Consider the following 17,732-nt stretch of genomic DNA (forward strand, 5'->3'; position numbering starts at 1 on the left):
AGGCCTACTCAACCATAATAAGAAGTCGAGTGGGCCTAAGGAACGAGCAATGAAAAGAGCATTTATTTTAGTACTAGACTCATTCGGCATCGGCGCAGCTGCAGATGCAGAACAATTCGGTGATGTAGGTTCAGACACGCTAGGTCATATTGCTGACCAGTGTGAGCAAGGCTTAGCAAATAACGACAAGCGTGAAGGCGCGCTTCGTCTTCCAAACCTATCTAAACTAGGTCTGGCAATGGCGCACAAAGAGTCAACCGGTCGTTTCGCACCAGGCCTAGACGCAGACGCTGAAATCATCGGTGCATACGGTCACGCTGCAGAGCTTTCTTCAGGTAAAGACACACCGTCTGGTCACTGGGAAATCGCAGGTGTTCCTGTTCTGTTTGATTGGGGTTACTTCACTGATAAAGCAAACAGCTTCCCGAAAGAGCTGACTGACCGCATTCTTGAGCGTGCTGGTCTGGACGGTTTCCTTGGTAACTGCCACGCTTCTGGTACTCAAGTTCTTGACGATCTTGGTGAAGAGCACATGAAGACTGGTAAGCCAATCTTCTACACATCTGCTGACTCTGTATTCCAAATCGCATGTCACGAAGAGACTTTCGGTCTAGACCGTCTACTAGAGCTTTGCCAAATTGCACGTGAAGAGCTAGAAGATTACAACATCGGTCGTGTTATCGCGCGTCCATTCGTTGGTGCTGGTAAAGGTCAATTCGAGCGTACCGGTAACCGTCGTGACCTTTCTGTTGAGCCACCATCAGCAACTGTGCTTCAGAAGTTAGTTGAAGAGAAGCAAGGTGATGTGGTTTCTATCGGTAAGATTGCGGATATCTACGCAAACTGCGGCATCACTAAGAAAGTGAAAGCGACAGGTATCCCTGTATTGTTCGAAGCAACGCTAGAGCAAATTAAAGAAGCGGGTGACAACACCATCGTATTCACTAACTTTGTAGATTTCGACTCAGCTTACGGTCACCGTCGTGACGTAGCGGGCTACGCAGCAGCACTTGAGTACTTCGATGGTCGCATCAATGAAGTGCTAGAGATTATGGAAGAAGACGATGTACTTATTCTAACGGCAGACCACGGCTGTGACCCAACATGGCCAGGTACTGACCATACTCGTGAGCACATCCCAGTGATTGTTTACGGTAAGAAAGTACCAGCAGGTTCACTAGGCCGTCGCGATAGCTTTGCTGATATCGGTCAAACATTGGCGACTTACTTCGGTACTTCTCCAATGGATTACGGTAAGAACTTCCTATAATTAGTTAGGTTTTGAAAACTAGGAGCTTGATGGCTCCTAGTTTTATGTTGGCAGCATGGAAGTGCTGCTTGTCGGAAATGAGATTATTCTAGCCAAACCGCCAGTAGCAGTGCGGATCGCTAGAGACAGGTTAAGGAAAAGAAACATGGCAACTCCACATATCAACGCAGAAATGGGTGCTTTCGCAGACGTCGTTCTGATGCCGGGTGACCCGCTACGTGCAAAATACATCGCAGAGACTTTCCTTGAAGATGTAGTTCAAGTGTGTGACGTTCGTAATATGTTTGGTTACACAGGCACTTACAAAGGTCGCAAGATCTCGGTAATGGGCCACGGTATGGGTATCCCATCTTGTTCTATCTACGTAACTGAGCTGATCAAAGACTTCGGTGTGAAGAAAGTGATCCGTGTAGGTAGCTGTGGTGCTGTGAACGAAGACATCAAAGTACGTGATGTTGTTATCGGCATGGGCGCTTGTACTGATTCTAAAGTGAACCGTATCCGCTTTAAAGGTCATGACTTTGCGGCTATCGCTGACTACAAAATGGTTCGCGCAGCAGAAGAAGCAGCAAAAGCTCGCGGCGTTGATGTGAAAGTAGGTAACCTATTCTCAGCGGAACTGTTCTACACGCCTGATCCAGAAATGTTCGACGTAATGGACAAGTACGGCATTGTTGGTGTTGAAATGGAAGCGGCTGGTATCTACGGTGTTGCTGCTGAGTACGGCGCAAAAGCGCTAACTATCTGTACTGTTTCTGACCACATAAAAACTGGTGAGCAAACGACATCTGACGAGCGTCAAACTACGTTCAACGACATGATGCTGATCGCTCTAGATTCAGTATTGCTAGGTGATGAAGAATAAGGGCGAACAGCCTTGTATTCTTTTGCTTATCAGCATAAAAAAACAGCCCGCATCATGCGGGCTGTTTTATTTTCTAAATTCGCTTTTTGGATTATTTGGTTAGCAACAGGTTTTCTGCTTTCTTGCGGCGGATTGGCTGTCTGCGCAAGATCATGATGAACAACATGCCACACACAAAGCTCATCAGTACCATCATGTACATGTAGCGATCACTCTTGCGGTAATGGTGATCAGAAATGGCGGTGACTCGACCGGTTTCAAATGTCACTCGCACAAAGCCAATCACGGCACCATCCGATAACACAGGTTCTACGAGCTGTTGTCGGCCAATGGATGCGGTTGCAAGAGGGGTATCTAGCCCCAAAACTTCACGCACCGACAGTGCTTCTTCACTCGATGCTAAGCGCACGCCTTGTGTGTCGTAAATAGTCGCGTCGAATACCAAGCGGTCTTGAGCAAGCTGGTTGGTTAGCTTCAATAGACGCTCTTGGTCTTTATTGATGATCATCTCGCCGGCAGACAATGATGCCTGCGAAATCAAAACTTTGGTCAGGGTTTCAAGCTGCTGTGCTTGTATCTTCTCATTACCCTTACTGATCACGACACTGTTCTTGATGGTGATGAAAAGCATCACACACAACAGGATCAGAGCCAGAATTCGTAGGGCATTCCTTACTGAGAACAAGGATTCACTCATGCTCTTTACTCGTCCATTCAAATCAAAACAAAGACTTGCCTTTTTAGCTTGTTAAGGTAACGTTTTAGCAAAGTCACAAGGGATTATATACATGGACGCGTCAAAAAGCTTGCCTATCAGAAGGCATACGACTCTTTTAAAACGACTACCCGAAACTCGGTTTGCGGCACAACTCGATAAAGCCAAGGCGAATTGGATTGTGTTTGGCGAACATCTTGAGCCTCGTAACTTCGAAGACATCGACTTCTTTACCGGTTTCTACAATCCTATTCTGGATACGTGGAAAGTCGGCCAATATGAAGTGGCATTAATGGCGGGCAATCTTACGCCTGAACATGAAACCATCCTAAAAAGCTTAAAATTGGATTACGCTTCTCTAAATGAGGTGCCGGATCTGTCTGCGCCTGGTTTGGTTGTGTTTGATATGGACTCAACGGCAATTCAAATCGAGTGTATTGATGAAATTGCTAAACTTGCTGGTGTTGGTGAAGAAGTTGCAGAGGTGACTGAGCGTGCCATGCAAGGTGAGTTGGATTTCGAGCAAAGCCTACGTCAACGTGTCGGTAAACTGAAAGGTGCCGATGAAGCGATTCTTGAACAGGTGCGCAGCCAGTTGCCATTCATGCCAGATTTCGAAGCGCTGATTGCAACTTTTAAAGCGCTTGGGTGGAAGACCGTCATTGCTTCCGGTGGTTTTACTTACTTCTCAGACTTCATTAAAGACAAAGTAGGATTAGACTTTGCGCAGTCCAACCAACTGGAAATTGTTGATGGTAAGCTGACCGGTGAAGTGCTAGGCGATGTTGTGTCAGCCCAAACGAAAGCAGATATTTTGGTTGAGCTTGCTGAAGAATACGACATTGAGCAGCACAATACGGTTGCCGTCGGTGATGGCGCGAACGATTTGGTGATGATGGCTGCGGCAGGCCTTGGTGTTGCTTATCACGCCAAACCTAAGGTTGAAGAACAAGCACAAACCGCTGTTCGATTCGCAGGTTTAGGTGGCGTACTGTGTATTCTTTCTGGTGCGTTGGTTAAGCAGCAAAAAATCAGCTTGAAAGCGAAACCTTAGTTGGCGCTTCTTCCAAATAAACATAAAAAAACACCGCCATCTCGGCGGTGTTTTTTTATTCCGTTAGCTCTAAGCGAACAATCACTTCTTCGGTAATATCTTCAAATTCACTGTAGCCAACTAAGGCGGTTAACTCTTTTTCTAACTTACTGGCTTGATGAACCCCAAATTGGGTTAAATCGCTCAGATCTTGACGCAGTAATGATGTCATTGGATCGAAGATCGGTGCCGTGGAGATACGTGTTGCATAGAACTCACCCATCATCCGCGCTTTCTTGATGAATTGAATCCGCTCTTTCACGCTGGTGAAGTCTTGTTGCATTTTCGACTCAATAGCAGTGATCTTATGACCGACTTTATTCACGCTAATATAAATATCTTGGTGACGAGCCTGCGCGCCATCAATACGTTTGATCGGATCGGCAATCAAAGTATTTGAGCGGCCTTTAAACAGTGGCTCGAGCGAATACTGTTGGTTGTGACCGAGACGTGCGTACAACTCGATGTGTTTTGCCAACGGTAAGTTCACTCCGATCACCGGTGTCTTGACCGAAGAAGCGGCGCTTTTGCTGATAAAGATCGGGGTACTTAATGTTCTTGAGAGCAACACGCTGTGCAGCCTTTCCAAGAGAGCATTACTTGGTAGCATCTCTTTTTGTGGGATCAGCTTGTCTTGGTTGTGCTCAATAATGCTGTTGAAAAAAGCAATCACACGCATGGTTTTGCTTTGTTCATCGATAACCAATTGAACACTTCGACCGTCAGGGCTAATACGGATCACTCGGTATGGCACATCCGAGAGTGGCAGCTTTTTATCGTAAAGCTGCAATTCACGGAAGTTAATCTGTACTTCTTGCCCTGAACGCAGCGCAGTGGGCTCGTCCAATTTCAGCCCTAGGCCTCGCTTGGAAATGTCCATAGTGAAGCCAGTTGCTTTGGTGTTACCAATGTCTAGCTCCAAAGGCGTTTTGAAGCGATAACGAGGCTCTTTACGGCGCGATTGCGCATCAAAGTAAATTCCTTTTGGACTACCAAGGATTTTTCTCGGATGGCGGAATTCATTCAAGGTATTTGCTGGTACTCTTGGTTTTTCAGTCAGCAAATAATCTTGGCCAGATTTTTCATCGGCAATTTCTTGCAAGATACCAACGTGTGTCAGCTTCTGTGAGCTTTCTGCTAACTCAGAGGAAAACGCAGCAAGGTCTTCTTTTTCTTGTTGAGACAGCTCAAAAATCGAAATGCGGAAAGCGCGCCAACTTTTTCGCTTGGCGCCTAAATGCCAGAAGAGTTGACGCTGTTCTCTAGTCGCCTCTGGACTTAGCATCGAATAGAAGTAGGTTTTGCCTTCATGCTCATGGGTAAAAGAGTACAGCACATTGGTTGCCCCTTTAACGCCGGGAGCAATTAACGAAGCCATTCTCTTCGGGTTGAATAGCGAGCCGAAGACTTGTTGGTTGCGCTCATCATGCCAGTACTGCCACATCTTTTGGTTATTGGGCGTGAGCATGGCGAGTTTGAGCTCGCTGCCTTCAAAAAACAGCGGCAGATTACTGGTGTGCTTAAGCGCAATGTGCTCATAGCCGCGCGTGCGAGCACGAATGATTTTGTCCTGATTGTCATGTCGAGCGCGTTTCGCTGCGCTGTTGAGTGCTTCATCAATCACGCGAGCAATGACATTGGTTTCCGTTAACCGAATGGTTCTTAGGTAACGAACGGAATCATTCTCGTAGCAGTCGTCTACCGCCAGCACACGATACGTGATCGGTTTTTCGACGCCCGCTCCTTGAGACTTACTGGCAAACTCGGTAAAGGTGACTTGAATGACTTCACCCAAGCTGTACTTGAAGGCGCTAGGTACTTTGAATTTCGCTCCCGAACAAGAAAGGTCAATACTCAGACCGTGGATCACTTGTTCTTTTGAACGAACGATTTCCACTTGAGACTGTACTTTTAAGCGTTTCTCTTGACGTTTTAAGTCATACCCGAGGTGCACAGGCTCTGCGAGAAAAGGGCTTTTCGGATCCGTAAGCGATCGCTCTTCATTCTTACCATTGTTTTTGCTCATTACACGGAAGTTATTACGTGTATTGACCAAGGCTTCCCACATGCCCTCGGTGTAACCACCATACTTTTTCAGGTTCTTGTGGTAAGCGTTAAAGGCGACATCATCCAACCAATGTGGGATGCCATCTAATAAGTATTCACGACATTCGCCTTTCACTCGACCTCGTAAATCAATGCTCTTTTTGCAAGGTGCCATGACACGGTTGAGTTCCATCTTCACTAGAATTTTGGCCGACGGTGGTTCTCCTTCGGTCAATTGACCCAGGACGAAATCAAAGTCATCAGCGCCGTAAACAGGGATGAGGCGTTCTGCGAGCGAGAGAATTTCAGATTGCTGCATTATTTCTGTTAAAGTATGTCGTTATTCGAATTATATCGGCTAAGCAAAGCAAAGCTTGAGTATATCAAGAGTTCATCTTCGATACGGTCATGACATGGCGGTGCTTGGTCACATTTGTTGAAAAAACCGAGTGTTTAAGAATTGAGGCATCATGGCGAAAGCAAAACGAGCGTATGTTTGTAATGATTGTGGCGCGGATTTCCCACGTTGGCAGGGGCAGTGTAATGCGTGTGGTGCATGGAACACGATTACTGAAGTTCGTATTGCTGCATCGCCAACGGTAGCACGCAACGAACGCTTATCTGGTTACGCAGGCTCAGCAATGGAATCAAAAGTTCAAACTCTGTCGGAGATTGATCTGCAAGAAGTGCCCCGTTTTACGAGTGGTTTTAAAGAGCTAGACCGAGTGCTTGGTGGTGGTGTGGTTCCGGGCGCTGCTATTCTTATCGGTGGTAACCCCGGCGCAGGTAAGTCGACTTTGCTTTTGCAAACCATGTGTCTGTTGTCTTCGCAAATGCCTACTCTCTATGTGACGGGTGAAGAATCGCTCCAGCAAGTGGCAATGCGTGCCGCACGACTTGGGTTGCCAAAAGAGCACCTGAAGATGTTGTCGGAAACGAACGTCGACAAGATTTGCCAAATTGCAGAGAAAGAACAGCCGCGCATTATGGTGATTGACTCGATTCAGGTAATGCACGTGTCTGACGTTCAGTCCTCGCCAGGTAGTGTCGCGCAGGTACGTGAATCGGCAACCGCGCTGACGCGTTATGCAAAGCAAAATAATGTGGCTGTCTTTATTGTTGGTCACGTAACAAAAGATGGTACCCTTGCCGGCCCTAAAGTACTTGAACACATTATTGACTGTTCAGTTCTACTCGATGGTGGCACTGATAGTCGCTTCCGAACCTTACGTAGCCACAAAAACCGTTTTGGTGCGGTGAATGAACTTGGCGTCTTTGCCATGACGGGGCAGGGACTGAAAGAGGTCAATAACCCTTCGGCGATTTTCCTTTCCCGCGGTGAAGAAGAGACGTCGGGTTCGTCCGTTATGGTGGTGTGGGAAGGTACGCGCCCTCTATTAGTAGAGATTCAAGCACTGGTGGACTACTCACAATTGGCAAACCCACGTCGCGTCGCGGTGGGCCTAGAACAAAACCGTCTGTCTTTATTATTGGCGGTGCTGCATAAGCACGGTGGCCTACAAATGGCCGATCAAGATGTGTTTGTGAATGTCGTTGGTGGTGTAAAAGTCACAGAGACCAGTGCTGACCTTGCGCTAGTTATGGCGCTTTTGTCGAGTTTTCGCGATCGTCCACTACCAAAAGATGTGGTGGTGTTTGGTGAGGTTGGCCTAGCGGGAGAGATTCGCCCAGTGCCGAGTGGCCAAGAGCGTTTGAATGAAGCATTCAAGCACGGCTTTAAGAAAGCGATCGTACCAGCAGCGAATATGCCAAAGGGCGGTATTCCTGGTATGCAAATCCATGGCGTTAAAAAACTGTCGGAGGCTATCGAAGCATTTGATGAGTTGTAAACACCATCTTGTGCCCCAATTTAAGGGGTAACAATAATGTTGAATCTATCCTCATTATTATCGAATCAGCAGACAAATTGCGAAGTTTGACTATTATTTGAGGGTGGAAAATCGACGTTAAAATTTTTTTTGTTCCAATAGCACGCAAAGGTATCCGTCTTGACAGATTGTGATATACTCTGCGCGCACTTTATACCTTATTAACAGAGTAAGACAATGACTGATTTATCAAAATACAGAAACATTGGTATTTTCGCGCACGTTGATGCGGGTAAAACTACCACAACTGAGCGTATCCTGAAGCTTACTGGTAAAATCCATAAGACTGGTGAAGTACACGACGGCGAGTCTACAACTGACTTCATGGAGCAAGAAGCTGAGCGTGGTATTACAATCCAGTCTGCAGCAGTAACTTGTGAGTGGAACGGTCACCGCCTGAACGTAATCGACACTCCTGGACACGTAGACTTTACAGTTGAAGTATACCGTTCACTTAAAGTTCTTGACGGTGGTATCGGTGTATTCTGTGGTTCTGGTGGTGTTGAGCCTCAGTCAGAAACAAACTGGCGTTACGCGAACGACTCAGAAGTTGCTCGTCTGATCTTCGTAAACAAACTAGACCGTATGGGTGCAGACTTCTTCCGCGTTGTTGACCAAGTTAAGAACGTACTAGGTGCAAACCCATTAGTTATGACTCTACCAATCGGTCGTGAAGACGACTTCGTTGGTGTTGTAGACGTACTAAACCGTAAAGCTTACGTTTGGGACGAAACTGGTCTGCCAGAAAACTACGAAATCCAAGACATCCCAGCTGACATGGTTGACGATGTAGAACAGTACCGTGAAGAGCTAGTTGAAACTGCTGTAGAGCAAGACGACGATCTAATGGAAGCTTACATGGAAGGCGAAGAGCCAACTATCGAGCAACTAAAAGCTTGTATCCGTAAAGGTACTCGTGACCTAGCGTTCTTCCCAACGTTCTGTGGTTCTGCATTCAAAAACAAAGGTATGCAACTTATCCTTGACGCTGTTGTAGATTACCTACCAGCTCCAACTGAAGTTGATCCTCAGCCTCTAACAGATCCAGAAACTGGTGAGCCAACAGGTGAAGTTGCTACAGTTGACGCTGACGCGCCACTAAAAGCACTTGCGTTCAAGATCATGGACGACCGTTTCGGTGCTCTAACATTTATCCGTATCTACTCTGGTCGCATGAAGAAGGGCGATACTGTTCTTAACTCTGCAACTGGTAAGACTGAGCGTATCGGTCGTATGTGTGAGATGCAAGCTGACGAACGTAACGAACTTACTGAAGCTCAAGCTGGTGACATCATCGCTGTAGTAGGTATGAAGAACGTTCAAACTGGTCACACTCTATGTGATCCTAAACACGAATGTACTCTAGAAGCTATGATCTTCCCAGAACCAGTAATCTCTATTGCTGTTTCTCCAAAAGACAAAGGTTCTACTGAGAAAATGGGTATCGCGATCGGTAAAATGGTTGCAGAAGATCCATCATTCCAAGTTGAGACTGATGAAGATTCAGGTGAAACTATCCTGAAAGGTATGGGTGAACTTCACCTAGACATCAAGGTAGACATCCTTAAGCGTACTTACGGCGTTGAGCTAGAAGTAGGTGCTCCACAGGTAGCTTACCGTGAAACTATCACTCAAGCAGTTGAAGATAGCTACACGCACAAGAAGCAGTCTGGTGGTTCTGGTCAGTTCGGTAAGATCGACTACCGTATCAAACCAGGTGAGCCAAACTCAGGCTTCACGTTCAAATCAACAGTTGTTGGTGGTAACGTACCTAAAGAATTCTGGCCTGCAGTTGAGAAAGGCTTTGCGTCAATGATGGATACTGGTGTTCTAGCTGGCTTCCCAACTCTAGACGTTGAAGTTGAACTATTCGACGGTGGTTTCCACGCAGTTGACTCATCAGCAATCGCTTACGAAATCGCTGCTAAAGGTGCATTCCGTCAGTCTATGCCTAAAGCAGGCGCGCAACTTCTTGAGCCAATCATGAACGTTGACGTGTTCACTCCAGAAGACAACGTTGGTGACGTAATCGGTGACCTTAACCGTCGTCGTGGTATGATCAAAGACCAACAAGCTGGTACTACAGGCGTTCGTATTAAAGCAGACGTTCCTCTATCAGAAATGTTTGGTTACATCGGTCACCTACGTACTATCACTTCTGGTCGTGGTCAGTTCTCTATGGAATTCGCTCGTTACGCAGCATGTCCATCGAACGTTGCTGAGCAAGTAATCGCAGAAGTTAAAGAGCGCGAAGCTAAGAAGTAATTCTTAAGCTAACGCTTTAAAATATCAAAGCCCCGCCTAGTGCGGGGCTTTTTAATATCTCTCGATAGGCAAGCGGTCCTATATTGCTTGTTTACCTTACTCTTCTTTTAATTGAATCGCTGGCTTTTCTTCAATGGTGTCACCTTTAAGGCATCGCTTTTACTTCGACAGTTATCGTGTCTTGGTATTTACCAGCTCGGGCAAAGTCGATATTTCCTAGCGTCACTTCGAGTGGTACTCCCCATCGCTTAGTACTTTCATTGTTAGAGAAGGTATAAACCGCTTTCTGGTTAACCAAAGCGTTATTGAATCGCAATGTATACGGTATAGTAATATTGGGCTCTGATTTCTGTTTCAACTCACCATACTTTTGTTTCACAACCAGCCTAACGTTAGAATTTGAGAGAAGAGCGAAGTCAGAGCGGTAAGTTCGGTTCGATTCCAGATCGCCAAGCTGAAAGCGATAACCTGAGTTACCAGAGCGTTGCATGTTTGGGGCATTAGGGGCAGAGTTAAAAGCAACGAAAGCAGGAACGTTGAGTTTCACTTTTGCGTTTTTTGACTTTTGCTTTTTGCCCAAGGATATTGTGGCTTCGAGCAGTCCGTTGTAATTACCAGATGCAGCAACTTTCGCTTCTGGAACCTTTATCCAGAACTTTGTCCTTTGGCTATTATCCAAAGGTAGCTGAAAACCTTTATTAGGGAAGTGACTCAACTGCCGAAAGTTTTTGTCCAGAATAGTCACAGATAAACTGGCTCCAATTGAACTTAAGTAACTGGACTGTTTATTGTTGACCGAGACCATCGCCATCGGAAATCGACAGGTCTGAATATCGCGAGATAGCTCCAAATAAACTGGAATATAAGCCCCTAAGTCACGTTTAAATTCAACGTTACTTCGGTCAACGTTTAGTGTCCATTTGCCACTGCATTCTGCCCATACGGGTTGAGATAATATGGCGAGACTGAACACTGATATTTGGAATAAGTGTTTCATTGTTTATCCCTCTTTAATAAGTAAAGTGGGTAGATAAATCAGATTTTCATTGGTTTCTGGTACGTTTAGTTTTGTTGGGCTGAATCCTTCAACCGTGATGGTGTAGGTGCCCGGAGCAATACCTTCTACAACAAATCGACCTGATCGATTGGTGAAAAAGTCATAGGTTTTCTGTTGTCCAACTAACTGCCCTTGGTAGAGCTTTAGTGGTTTTTTAGAACTGATTTCGAGTGTGCCAATTATGGTCTTTGACGCGATTGAGCCGATGTTTATTAGATGGCCAGTTTGTGACCCTGGTGTGATGTTGTATTCGTGGTCACCAAAGTCATAGCCGACAGGAGCATCTGGGACATTGATGTAGACACTAGACAACTGATGCCCACCAGATAGTTGAACGGCATTATTTATCGCCGAAGTTGAAATCGCTTCAGCTGGGTCGTCGGCAACGGCGTTGATTTCAACATCAGCATCCAAAGAGTCATGAACGGCGACGATGGCAACAGGTCCATTGATAGGACGTGACCAAGCTAAGTTGCCATCAGCCAGCGTCAGCGCCGTACTTGCTCGCAATGAAGCGGTTTGGTAACTGTCGGAATTGTCAAAGTCGAGGTGAGAGACTTTAGCATCAGTGATGAAGCGGTTTGCCACATAATTGCCCTCTACAGAATAAGTTTGAGAGTCGGCATCACCTTCTGCTGTAAGCGCATAGCCATAGCTGCCTGTGTAATCATCGGAAGGGCGTTGAAATTGAGCTCTGTAAGTATCGGGCTCGTTGGAGTAAGAGACGTTTGCATTGTATTCCCCAGACACAGAGTTCCAGTCCCAGTCTGCAGAGAAAGTGAAGCGCGTCTCGTCAATGTTATCGTTTGGATTCTCCTCTTTCTCTACACCAGCAGAGAGTGACAGGCTGTAAAATTGCCAAGCGACTTCAGATGACGCAAGCCATTCAACCTCTTCCTCTTCGAAGTCACGATAGTCTCCACTTAATATTAGACTAAGGTCATCTGTAATGGTGAGCACGTAGTTAGAGAATACGCGTAAGCCTGTTCTTGGTTCGGCTATTTGCCAAGGTAATGCGAAGTACTTATCTTGGTATTCGACGCCGAGACGAAAGTTTGGAGAGCCATAGCTATCCGTTCCCCACACTTGATGGGAATAATCGAGGCTGTAGATACTGCCAGTGTCATCATTAGGTTTATTGTTTTGCGCAGATGCTCGAACACCTACATTCCCCCAATCAGAACCGATAGTGGCAATAACGCCAAGTTGTTGGCCCTTAGGATGGTAAAGTCCGTTTACACCCAGCGTTAATGTGTCGCTGATACCGAAGTCGTAGTATCCCGACGTGACCCACTGTTCATCGTCGTATTTAAAGTTGTTATCCTCGATCGTCGAGATTAACCCAGAGTAAAAACCGAAGTCAGAAATGCCTTCACGCAGTAAACGAGAGTTAAAAAATTGACTGTAAACGATGGTGTCGGTGCGGCCTGATTGATAGCTAATGTCTAACCGCACATCATTGGTACCTGACACGAGAGGTAGATCATCCAGTGTATATCGGCCCGGTGGCAATCTAATCTCGGTGAGGAAGATATCGTTAATGTAGATTTCGACATCGGCGCTTTCATTTAATACTAGAGGTTGCGTCCCGCCGTTCTGAATGTTTCTGGTGGGCTGTAAATCTTGGTACAAACGTTCAAAAGCGACTCCGCCCAGAGGCGTGCTCGGCAGATGGCCAGCACTAGTTTGGGTCACATCCCCAAAGGTGAAGCGCCAAGGTGTGCTGGGTTCATCGAAAAAAAGACGAGCTTCACCACGATAGACATCGGAATCGACATTATTACCGCCAGTGACGAAGCCGGAGACATCAAGGTTTACCCCTCGAACGCCACCAATATTGGCTCGAACTAACCATTCCCCTAGCCAAGTTTGCGTGTCTTTGGCGTTAGAATCGCTAAATAAGGTGTAATCAGTACTGGCGTTCAGTGTATTTTGTATCGTCCAGAATGCGCTTTCCGAGTACTGTGCAGGCTCGTATTTGCTTCCGAAGGAGAGTAAAAAGTCCGCGGCTGCAGACTCATCTATGACTAGATTAATACTTTGTTCGGATGTGTCGAAATTTGCGTTGATTCCAATACGAGTCAATTGTTCAACCGTGATATATTTTTCAGAGAATCCTCTCAATGCCACGAGAGTTTCATCATTTATCAGTTTCTCTACTGACTGAGCGAGCTGTTCAACGTTGATTGAATCTACGGTCATACCGTCTGAGTACGCGCTCACTTGGCCGATAGTATTTTCACCCCAAATGACAGGGAATGGGAACGACCAGCTATGAGCTAATGCAGCTTTTACAGTGAAAACTAGAATAAAGTGTAAAATGAGATTTTTCATAAAAAACTCACTAGTCTATTGTTTTAACAGAAACTGTTTGGGGCAGCCCCAGCTCACTTGGTAGAGTGTACTTTACCGTTGACCCCGGCATTAAATAAGCACTGGTTTTGTTACTTAACGCTTCCCAATCGACTGTTTTGTTTGACTTACCACCTGAGAAACTAAATTCCATGCCATTCATGTTCAGTACGCGTTTACCGTCATTTCTGATTGCAATTTGATTGTTTTTAATGGTCGCGGTTGGAATGGGCTTACTTGAAGCTGGAGAAACAAAAGCTAACGTAGCAAACTCCAATAGCATGGAGATAGAACTATCTTCTTCATTCTCCTCAGTTTGGTTGTCGAGTTCTATCTGGGTAAAGACGATTCGATATGTCTCAGTTTTTTTTATTGGTCTTTTGGGCGTGTAACGGACGCGAAAGGTTTGGGACTTTTGCCCGTCGATTTTAGCTTGAGGGGGGAGAATGAGAAACTCGTCCTCTGATGGTGTCAGGATTTCCTCGCCTGAAGAGAAATCGGCTTGATAGACATGGACTTCCAGCAGTATTGGGTCGTCCTCCACATTCGTTACTTTGTACAACCCTTGAGAGTTTCGGCCAACGTCGTCTAGCTCTAAATAGATTGGACTGACCTCGTACGCGAAAATAATTGAACTGAACAAAAAAGAAAAAAGAAGTGTGGTGATCCTAGCCATAGATATTTCTCCCTAAAACAGGCTTGGCCCGATTATCGAGCCAAGCTTGTATCTGCCTTTTAAGACGATATCTATAAAGTGTCGTTCGGTTACGGCATTACAGGGCCTGATGCAGAAAGGCTCACTTTGATACGACCTTTATATTTACCAGCTCGTGCAAAGCCTGAATCTTCAGGTTTGACGTAAATAGGATGTTTGTTGATCTTGTTCACTAAGTGATCGCCCACTGAAGGAATTGGCGACGCCATTTTTTCCATACCATGATCGTTCTTAGTATTCGCAACGGTTTCAGAACCGATTTTCACTTTGTAGTTAATTTTTTCGCCCATGTTGTGCTTGGTCACACCGCGCAGTTTGTATGCGGTTACGGAGAAATCTAGATCTGTACCGTAGTTACACCAAGCTCTCAAATTACCCACTAACACTTTCTTGTTGTTAAAACCGTTGTCCCACGAATCGGTGTGCACTTTATTGGCCTTGCGTAGAACGTTGTTTTTCACATCTTTCTTACCAATTCGAAGCAGGCAGCGTTTTGGTACTCGGCCCTCAATTCGGATTGTTTTTTGGTCGGTTTTACTCAGTGTTGTAAAGTCCACTGGGTTGTTAAATTGAACCGCAGAAGCGCCAAAAGAAAGCGATGCGGCTGCTACTGCTGTAGCAAGAAGTAATTTTTTCATAACTCAATCCCTCGTTAGTCACAATGCGTTGTTTAAATCGCATTATCAGCTTATGAGGGACTCAGCTTCTCCACATCACCAACAAAGGTGAGACCCTGGTAATAGTTGGGGTGAAAAAGGGATGAATTTGTTTCTACTCGATTTTACTTCACCTTTCTATTGTTGAATTGGTCAATAATGTCCTTTGTTTCTTATATTTAGGTTAGAGTGTTTTTTTGCCATCGCCATTAATTCGTAGCGAGAGTGTACATTTAATTTGTGTAAGACGTTTGAAGCATGAGTTTTGATGGTATTGATGCTGACATTTGATTGCCTTGCTATCTGTGTATTTGAGAGCCCTTGAAGCATCAGCTTGCAAATCTCACCCTCTCTTTTCGTAAGCAGAAACTTGGTGCTTAAATAGTCTGCTGTGAGAGTAGAATCCTCACCACCTTCTTGATAGTGGTAGATAGCTTTATTCAAAATAGGGCGAGGAAACCACACGTCTCCTTGAGAAACGGCAGAAAGCGCCTTTGGAAGAAGTTCTAAACGGGAGCACACTTGCCCTGAATACCCCTTTTCTAGCCATTCAAGTGAAGAGACAGATGAAACATTCATTGCGACCCACTTTTCTTTTCTCTCCATGGGACAAATTCCGTATCGCTTTGGGCAAGGCATGGATTTTACGTCGAAAAGGATAATGCGTTGTGATGCCTCTTCATCCAAATGGGTGAATGTATCGCTAGTGGTGAAGCTCACTAAGGGAAAAGAAAGTTTGACTAAGTCGCGAATCACTCTTGTGTATGACATATCTTTGCTTAGCAGATGTACTGCTAAAGGTTGGGTGCTTAGTTCCATTGCAACAAATCCTGTTGGTCTAATTCTGCTTTAATTTTTGATATATATGGTTTTTTATATTTTTAATTTTGGCAGTTTAGCGTGTTACGCAACCTCATTATTTATGGGTTGTACGCAACTTGTGTATTAAAAGGTTAGTACCAAATGATGAGATTACAATGGATAGGGGGGGATGGGCCTTAGGTTGAATCAAAAGTGAGAATTGTGTGTGAGGAGAGATTAAGCGGGCTCACCCTCGCTTAAAGAAACAGCAAAGCAAGGGTGAATTTGGAATGAGACGGTACTAGGGGGTTATAATTCTTCTTCCCAAACAACCAGCTCGCCTTTTGGCCAGTTGTGGCAAAGTTCATGGTACTTCTGTTCTAGGACATGGCGTTTAATCTTCAAGGTCGGTGTTAGAATACCGTTCTCGATACTCCACGGCTCTTGAATCATCAGCACACCTTTTATTTGCTCGTGTGATTCCAGTTCTTGGTTCATACGAGCGATCACTTTGCGAGTCGTTCGTGCGTAGCGTTCTTTATCGAAGTTCGGGAAATCGTGAGGTACAACCAACAAGATTGGCCCTGGCAAGCCTAGGCCGATCAAACACATCATTTCGACGCGGCTGTATTCGAACAGTTTCTTCTCAATAGGAACCGGTGCTACGAACTTACCTTTTGAAGTTTTGAAGGTGTCCTTCTTACGGCCTTGGATAGTGAGATAACCATCCGCATCGATTGAGCCGATGTCACCCGTGTGCAGCCACCCTTTGGAGTCAAACGACTCTTGTGTGGCGATATCGTTTTTGTAGTAACCTGAGAACAAGCCTTTACCACGGACCATGATTTCTTCATCGTCAGCGATCTTCAGTTCAATGCCAGGGCCGGCATTACCTACTGAGCCAATTTTATCGGCACGGAATGGGTAGTTAAGTGTGCTGTAGGCGAAAGACTCCGTCATGCCCCAAGCTTCCGTGATGTTTAAGCCTACGCTGCGATACCACTCGAGCAATGCCGGTGATACAGGCGCAGAGCCACAACCAAGAACACGCGCTTGATCTAAACCAAGGCCATCTGCCAGCTTCTTCTTGATAAGTGAGTTAATGAACGGGATCTTCAGTAGAATGTTGAGCTTTTTCTGCGGAAGTTTGTCTTGAATACGTTGCTGGAACAAGGTCCACAAACGAGGCACGGAAATAAACAGTGTCGGACGATGCATTTTTACATCTTCGATAAAGGTATCGAGAGACTCTGGGAAAGCCGTAGTTACACCACCCATAATGGATGAGCCGAAGATGTATACACGCTCAGTAATGTGAGCAAGTGGCAAATAAGAGAACAATCGGTCGTTTTCTTGAATCCCAATATGATTAATTAACTGCTGAACTGACCAACTGAACGCACCGTATGTCAGCATTGCCCCTTTCGGCAGACCTGACGTTCCTGAGGTGTACACGAGAGACATGAGCTTGTCATCATGGTGTTGTGGACGCTCTGCGCTTGGTTCTACATCGGTAATAATCTTAGTAAACTGATATTGGCATTTCGGCGCAGTATCGTAAGGAAGTGCAATGTTAATTAAATCTGGCATTGAATCGATCACTTGTTGCGTTGCCGCTGGATCATCTAACTTACCGCCGATCAGAGCTTTACTCTCACTGTGTGTCACACAGTACTCGATTGTATCCGCACCAGCTGTTGGGAAAATAGGCACGCTAACGTAATCGCCCAGCATCATTGCCAAATCACAGATGAACCATTCGGCACAGTTTTTCGAGACTAAGGCCACTTTATCGCCTGGCTGTACACCAAGGTTACGTAAAGCACTGACAAGTCTTAACGCTTGATCGGCAACTTCCGCATAAGTGAACTCAACGAACTGTCGGTTGATGATTTGTTTTAAATAGACTTCATCTGGGCGTTCCGCTGCCCATTTGAGAATCATTTCATTTGGTGGTGGGAGAGCGCAAGTCTGCTCACTTAACTCGTTAGGCTGAATCATTCTCTAA

The 17,732-nt window shown here is 45.6% G+C and carries 13 protein-coding genes; 5 read left to right on the forward strand and 8 right to left on the reverse strand.

The window, feature by feature from the left end:
- Nucleotides 1-49: 49 nt before the first annotated feature.
- Together KIV40_RS07665 and deoD are read left to right on the forward strand one after the other, a co-directional pair.
- Complete coding sequence (locus KIV40_RS07665) at nt 50-1,270, forward strand: phosphopentomutase (protein ID WP_285348563.1); 1,221 nt, start codon at nt 50-52, stop codon at nt 1,268-1,270.
- Nucleotides 1,271-1,415: 145 nt separating this feature from the next.
- A complete protein-coding gene (gene deoD, locus KIV40_RS07670; protein ID WP_005449118.1) occupies nt 1,416-2,135 on the forward strand; it encodes a purine-nucleoside phosphorylase in 720 nt (239 codons plus the stop codon).
- Nucleotides 2,136-2,226: 91 nt separating this feature from the next.
- On the opposite strand, the gene KIV40_RS07675 is transcribed toward deoD, so the two are convergent.
- Nucleotides 2,227-2,832, reverse strand: coding sequence for a YtjB family periplasmic protein (locus KIV40_RS07675; RefSeq protein WP_285348564.1), 606 nt, complete (start codon nt 2,830-2,832; stop codon nt 2,227-2,229).
- Nucleotides 2,833-2,923: 91 nt separating this feature from the next.
- Between KIV40_RS07675 and serB the strand changes: the two genes are divergently transcribed.
- Entirely contained in the window at nt 2,924-3,904 is a 981-nt protein-coding gene (serB, locus tag KIV40_RS07680; RefSeq protein ID WP_285348565.1) for a phosphoserine phosphatase, read from the forward strand.
- A 55-nt stretch (nt 3,905-3,959) separates the two neighbouring features.
- On the opposite strand, the gene KIV40_RS07685 is transcribed toward serB, so the two are convergent.
- Nucleotides 3,960-6,308 (reverse strand): PilZ domain-containing protein, encoded by a 2,349-nt coding sequence (locus tag KIV40_RS07685; RefSeq protein WP_285348566.1) that lies wholly within the window; start codon nt 6,306-6,308, stop codon nt 3,960-3,962.
- A gap of 151 nt (nt 6,309-6,459) precedes the next feature.
- Here KIV40_RS07685 and radA point away from each other — a divergent pair, with 151 nt between their 5' ends.
- Both radA and fusA read left to right on the forward strand, forming a co-directional pair.
- On the forward strand, nt 6,460-7,839 hold the full coding sequence (gene radA, locus KIV40_RS07690; protein WP_285348567.1) for a DNA repair protein RadA: 1,380 nt from the start codon (nt 6,460-6,462) through the stop codon (nt 7,837-7,839).
- Nucleotides 7,840-8,055: 216 nt separating this feature from the next.
- Nucleotides 8,056-10,143 carry an elongation factor G gene (gene fusA, locus KIV40_RS07695; RefSeq protein WP_005530296.1) on the forward strand — a complete coding sequence of 696 codons (2,088 nt, stop codon included), beginning with the start codon at nt 8,056-8,058 and terminating at the stop codon, nt 10,141-10,143.
- A gap of 145 nt (nt 10,144-10,288) precedes the next feature.
- Here the strand turns inward: fusA and KIV40_RS07700 are convergent, their stop codons facing one another.
- From KIV40_RS07700 to KIV40_RS07725, 6 genes are all read right to left on the reverse strand, one after another.
- On the reverse strand, nt 10,289-11,140 hold the full coding sequence (locus KIV40_RS07700) for a hypothetical protein (protein ID WP_012128798.1): 852 nt from the start codon (nt 11,138-11,140) through the stop codon (nt 10,289-10,291).
- A 3-nt stretch (nt 11,141-11,143) separates the two neighbouring features.
- Nucleotides 11,144-13,534 carry a fimbria/pilus outer membrane usher protein gene (locus tag KIV40_RS07705; RefSeq protein ID WP_012128797.1) on the reverse strand — a complete coding sequence of 797 codons (2,391 nt, stop codon included), beginning with the start codon at nt 13,532-13,534 and terminating at the stop codon, nt 11,144-11,146.
- A gap of 10 nt (nt 13,535-13,544) precedes the next feature.
- Entirely contained in the window at nt 13,545-14,228 is a 684-nt protein-coding gene (locus KIV40_RS07710) for a molecular chaperone (RefSeq protein WP_012128796.1), read from the reverse strand.
- A gap of 89 nt (nt 14,229-14,317) precedes the next feature.
- Nucleotides 14,318-14,905: a hypothetical protein gene (locus KIV40_RS07715; RefSeq protein WP_012128795.1), complete on the reverse strand. Its 588-nt coding sequence runs from the start codon at nt 14,903-14,905 to the stop codon at nt 14,318-14,320.
- Between the two features lie 171 nt (nt 14,906-15,076).
- Nucleotides 15,077-15,742 (reverse strand): response regulator transcription factor, encoded by a 666-nt coding sequence (locus KIV40_RS07720; protein ID WP_012128794.1) that lies wholly within the window; start codon nt 15,740-15,742, stop codon nt 15,077-15,079.
- Between the two features lie 291 nt (nt 15,743-16,033).
- Nucleotides 16,034-17,725 (reverse strand): AMP-binding protein, encoded by a 1,692-nt coding sequence (locus KIV40_RS07725; RefSeq protein WP_285348572.1) that lies wholly within the window; start codon nt 17,723-17,725, stop codon nt 16,034-16,036.
- Between the last annotated feature and the right edge of the window lie 7 nt (nt 17,726-17,732).

Source organism: Vibrio sp. D173a, assembly GCF_030248475.1.

Coding starts and splice junctions, on each gene's coding strand:
- KIV40_RS07665 (WP_285348563.1), top strand. CDS start 50: ATGAAAAGAGCATTTATTTTAGTACTAGACTCATTCGGCATCGGCGCA.
- KIV40_RS07720 (WP_012128794.1), bottom strand. CDS start 15,742: ATGGAACTAAGCACCCAACCTTTAGCAGTACATCTGCTAAGCAAAGAT.
- KIV40_RS07715 (WP_012128795.1), bottom strand. CDS start 14,905: ATGAAAAAATTACTTCTTGCTACAGCAGTAGCAGCCGCATCGCTTTCT.
- serB (WP_285348565.1), top strand. CDS start 2,924: ATGGACGCGTCAAAAAGCTTGCCTATCAGAAGGCATACGACTCTTTTA.
- KIV40_RS07725 (WP_285348572.1), bottom strand. CDS start 17,725: ATGATTCAGCCTAACGAGTTAAGTGAGCAGACTTGCGCTCTCCCACCA.
- KIV40_RS07700 (WP_012128798.1), bottom strand. CDS start 11,140: ATGAAACACTTATTCCAAATATCAGTGTTCAGTCTCGCCATATTATCT.
- deoD (WP_005449118.1), top strand. CDS start 1,416: ATGGCAACTCCACATATCAACGCAGAAATGGGTGCTTTCGCAGACGTC.
- KIV40_RS07685 (WP_285348566.1), bottom strand. CDS start 6,308: ATGCAGCAATCTGAAATTCTCTCGCTCGCAGAACGCCTCATCCCTGTT.
- KIV40_RS07710 (WP_012128796.1), bottom strand. CDS start 14,228: ATGGCTAGGATCACCACACTTCTTTTTTCTTTTTTGTTCAGTTCAATT.
- fusA (WP_005530296.1), top strand. CDS start 8,056: ATGACTGATTTATCAAAATACAGAAACATTGGTATTTTCGCGCACGTT.
- radA (WP_285348567.1), top strand. CDS start 6,460: ATGGCGAAAGCAAAACGAGCGTATGTTTGTAATGATTGTGGCGCGGAT.
- KIV40_RS07705 (WP_012128797.1), bottom strand. CDS start 13,534: ATGAAAAATCTCATTTTACACTTTATTCTAGTTTTCACTGTAAAAGCT.
- KIV40_RS07675 (WP_285348564.1), bottom strand. CDS start 2,832: ATGAGTGAATCCTTGTTCTCAGTAAGGAATGCCCTACGAATTCTGGCT.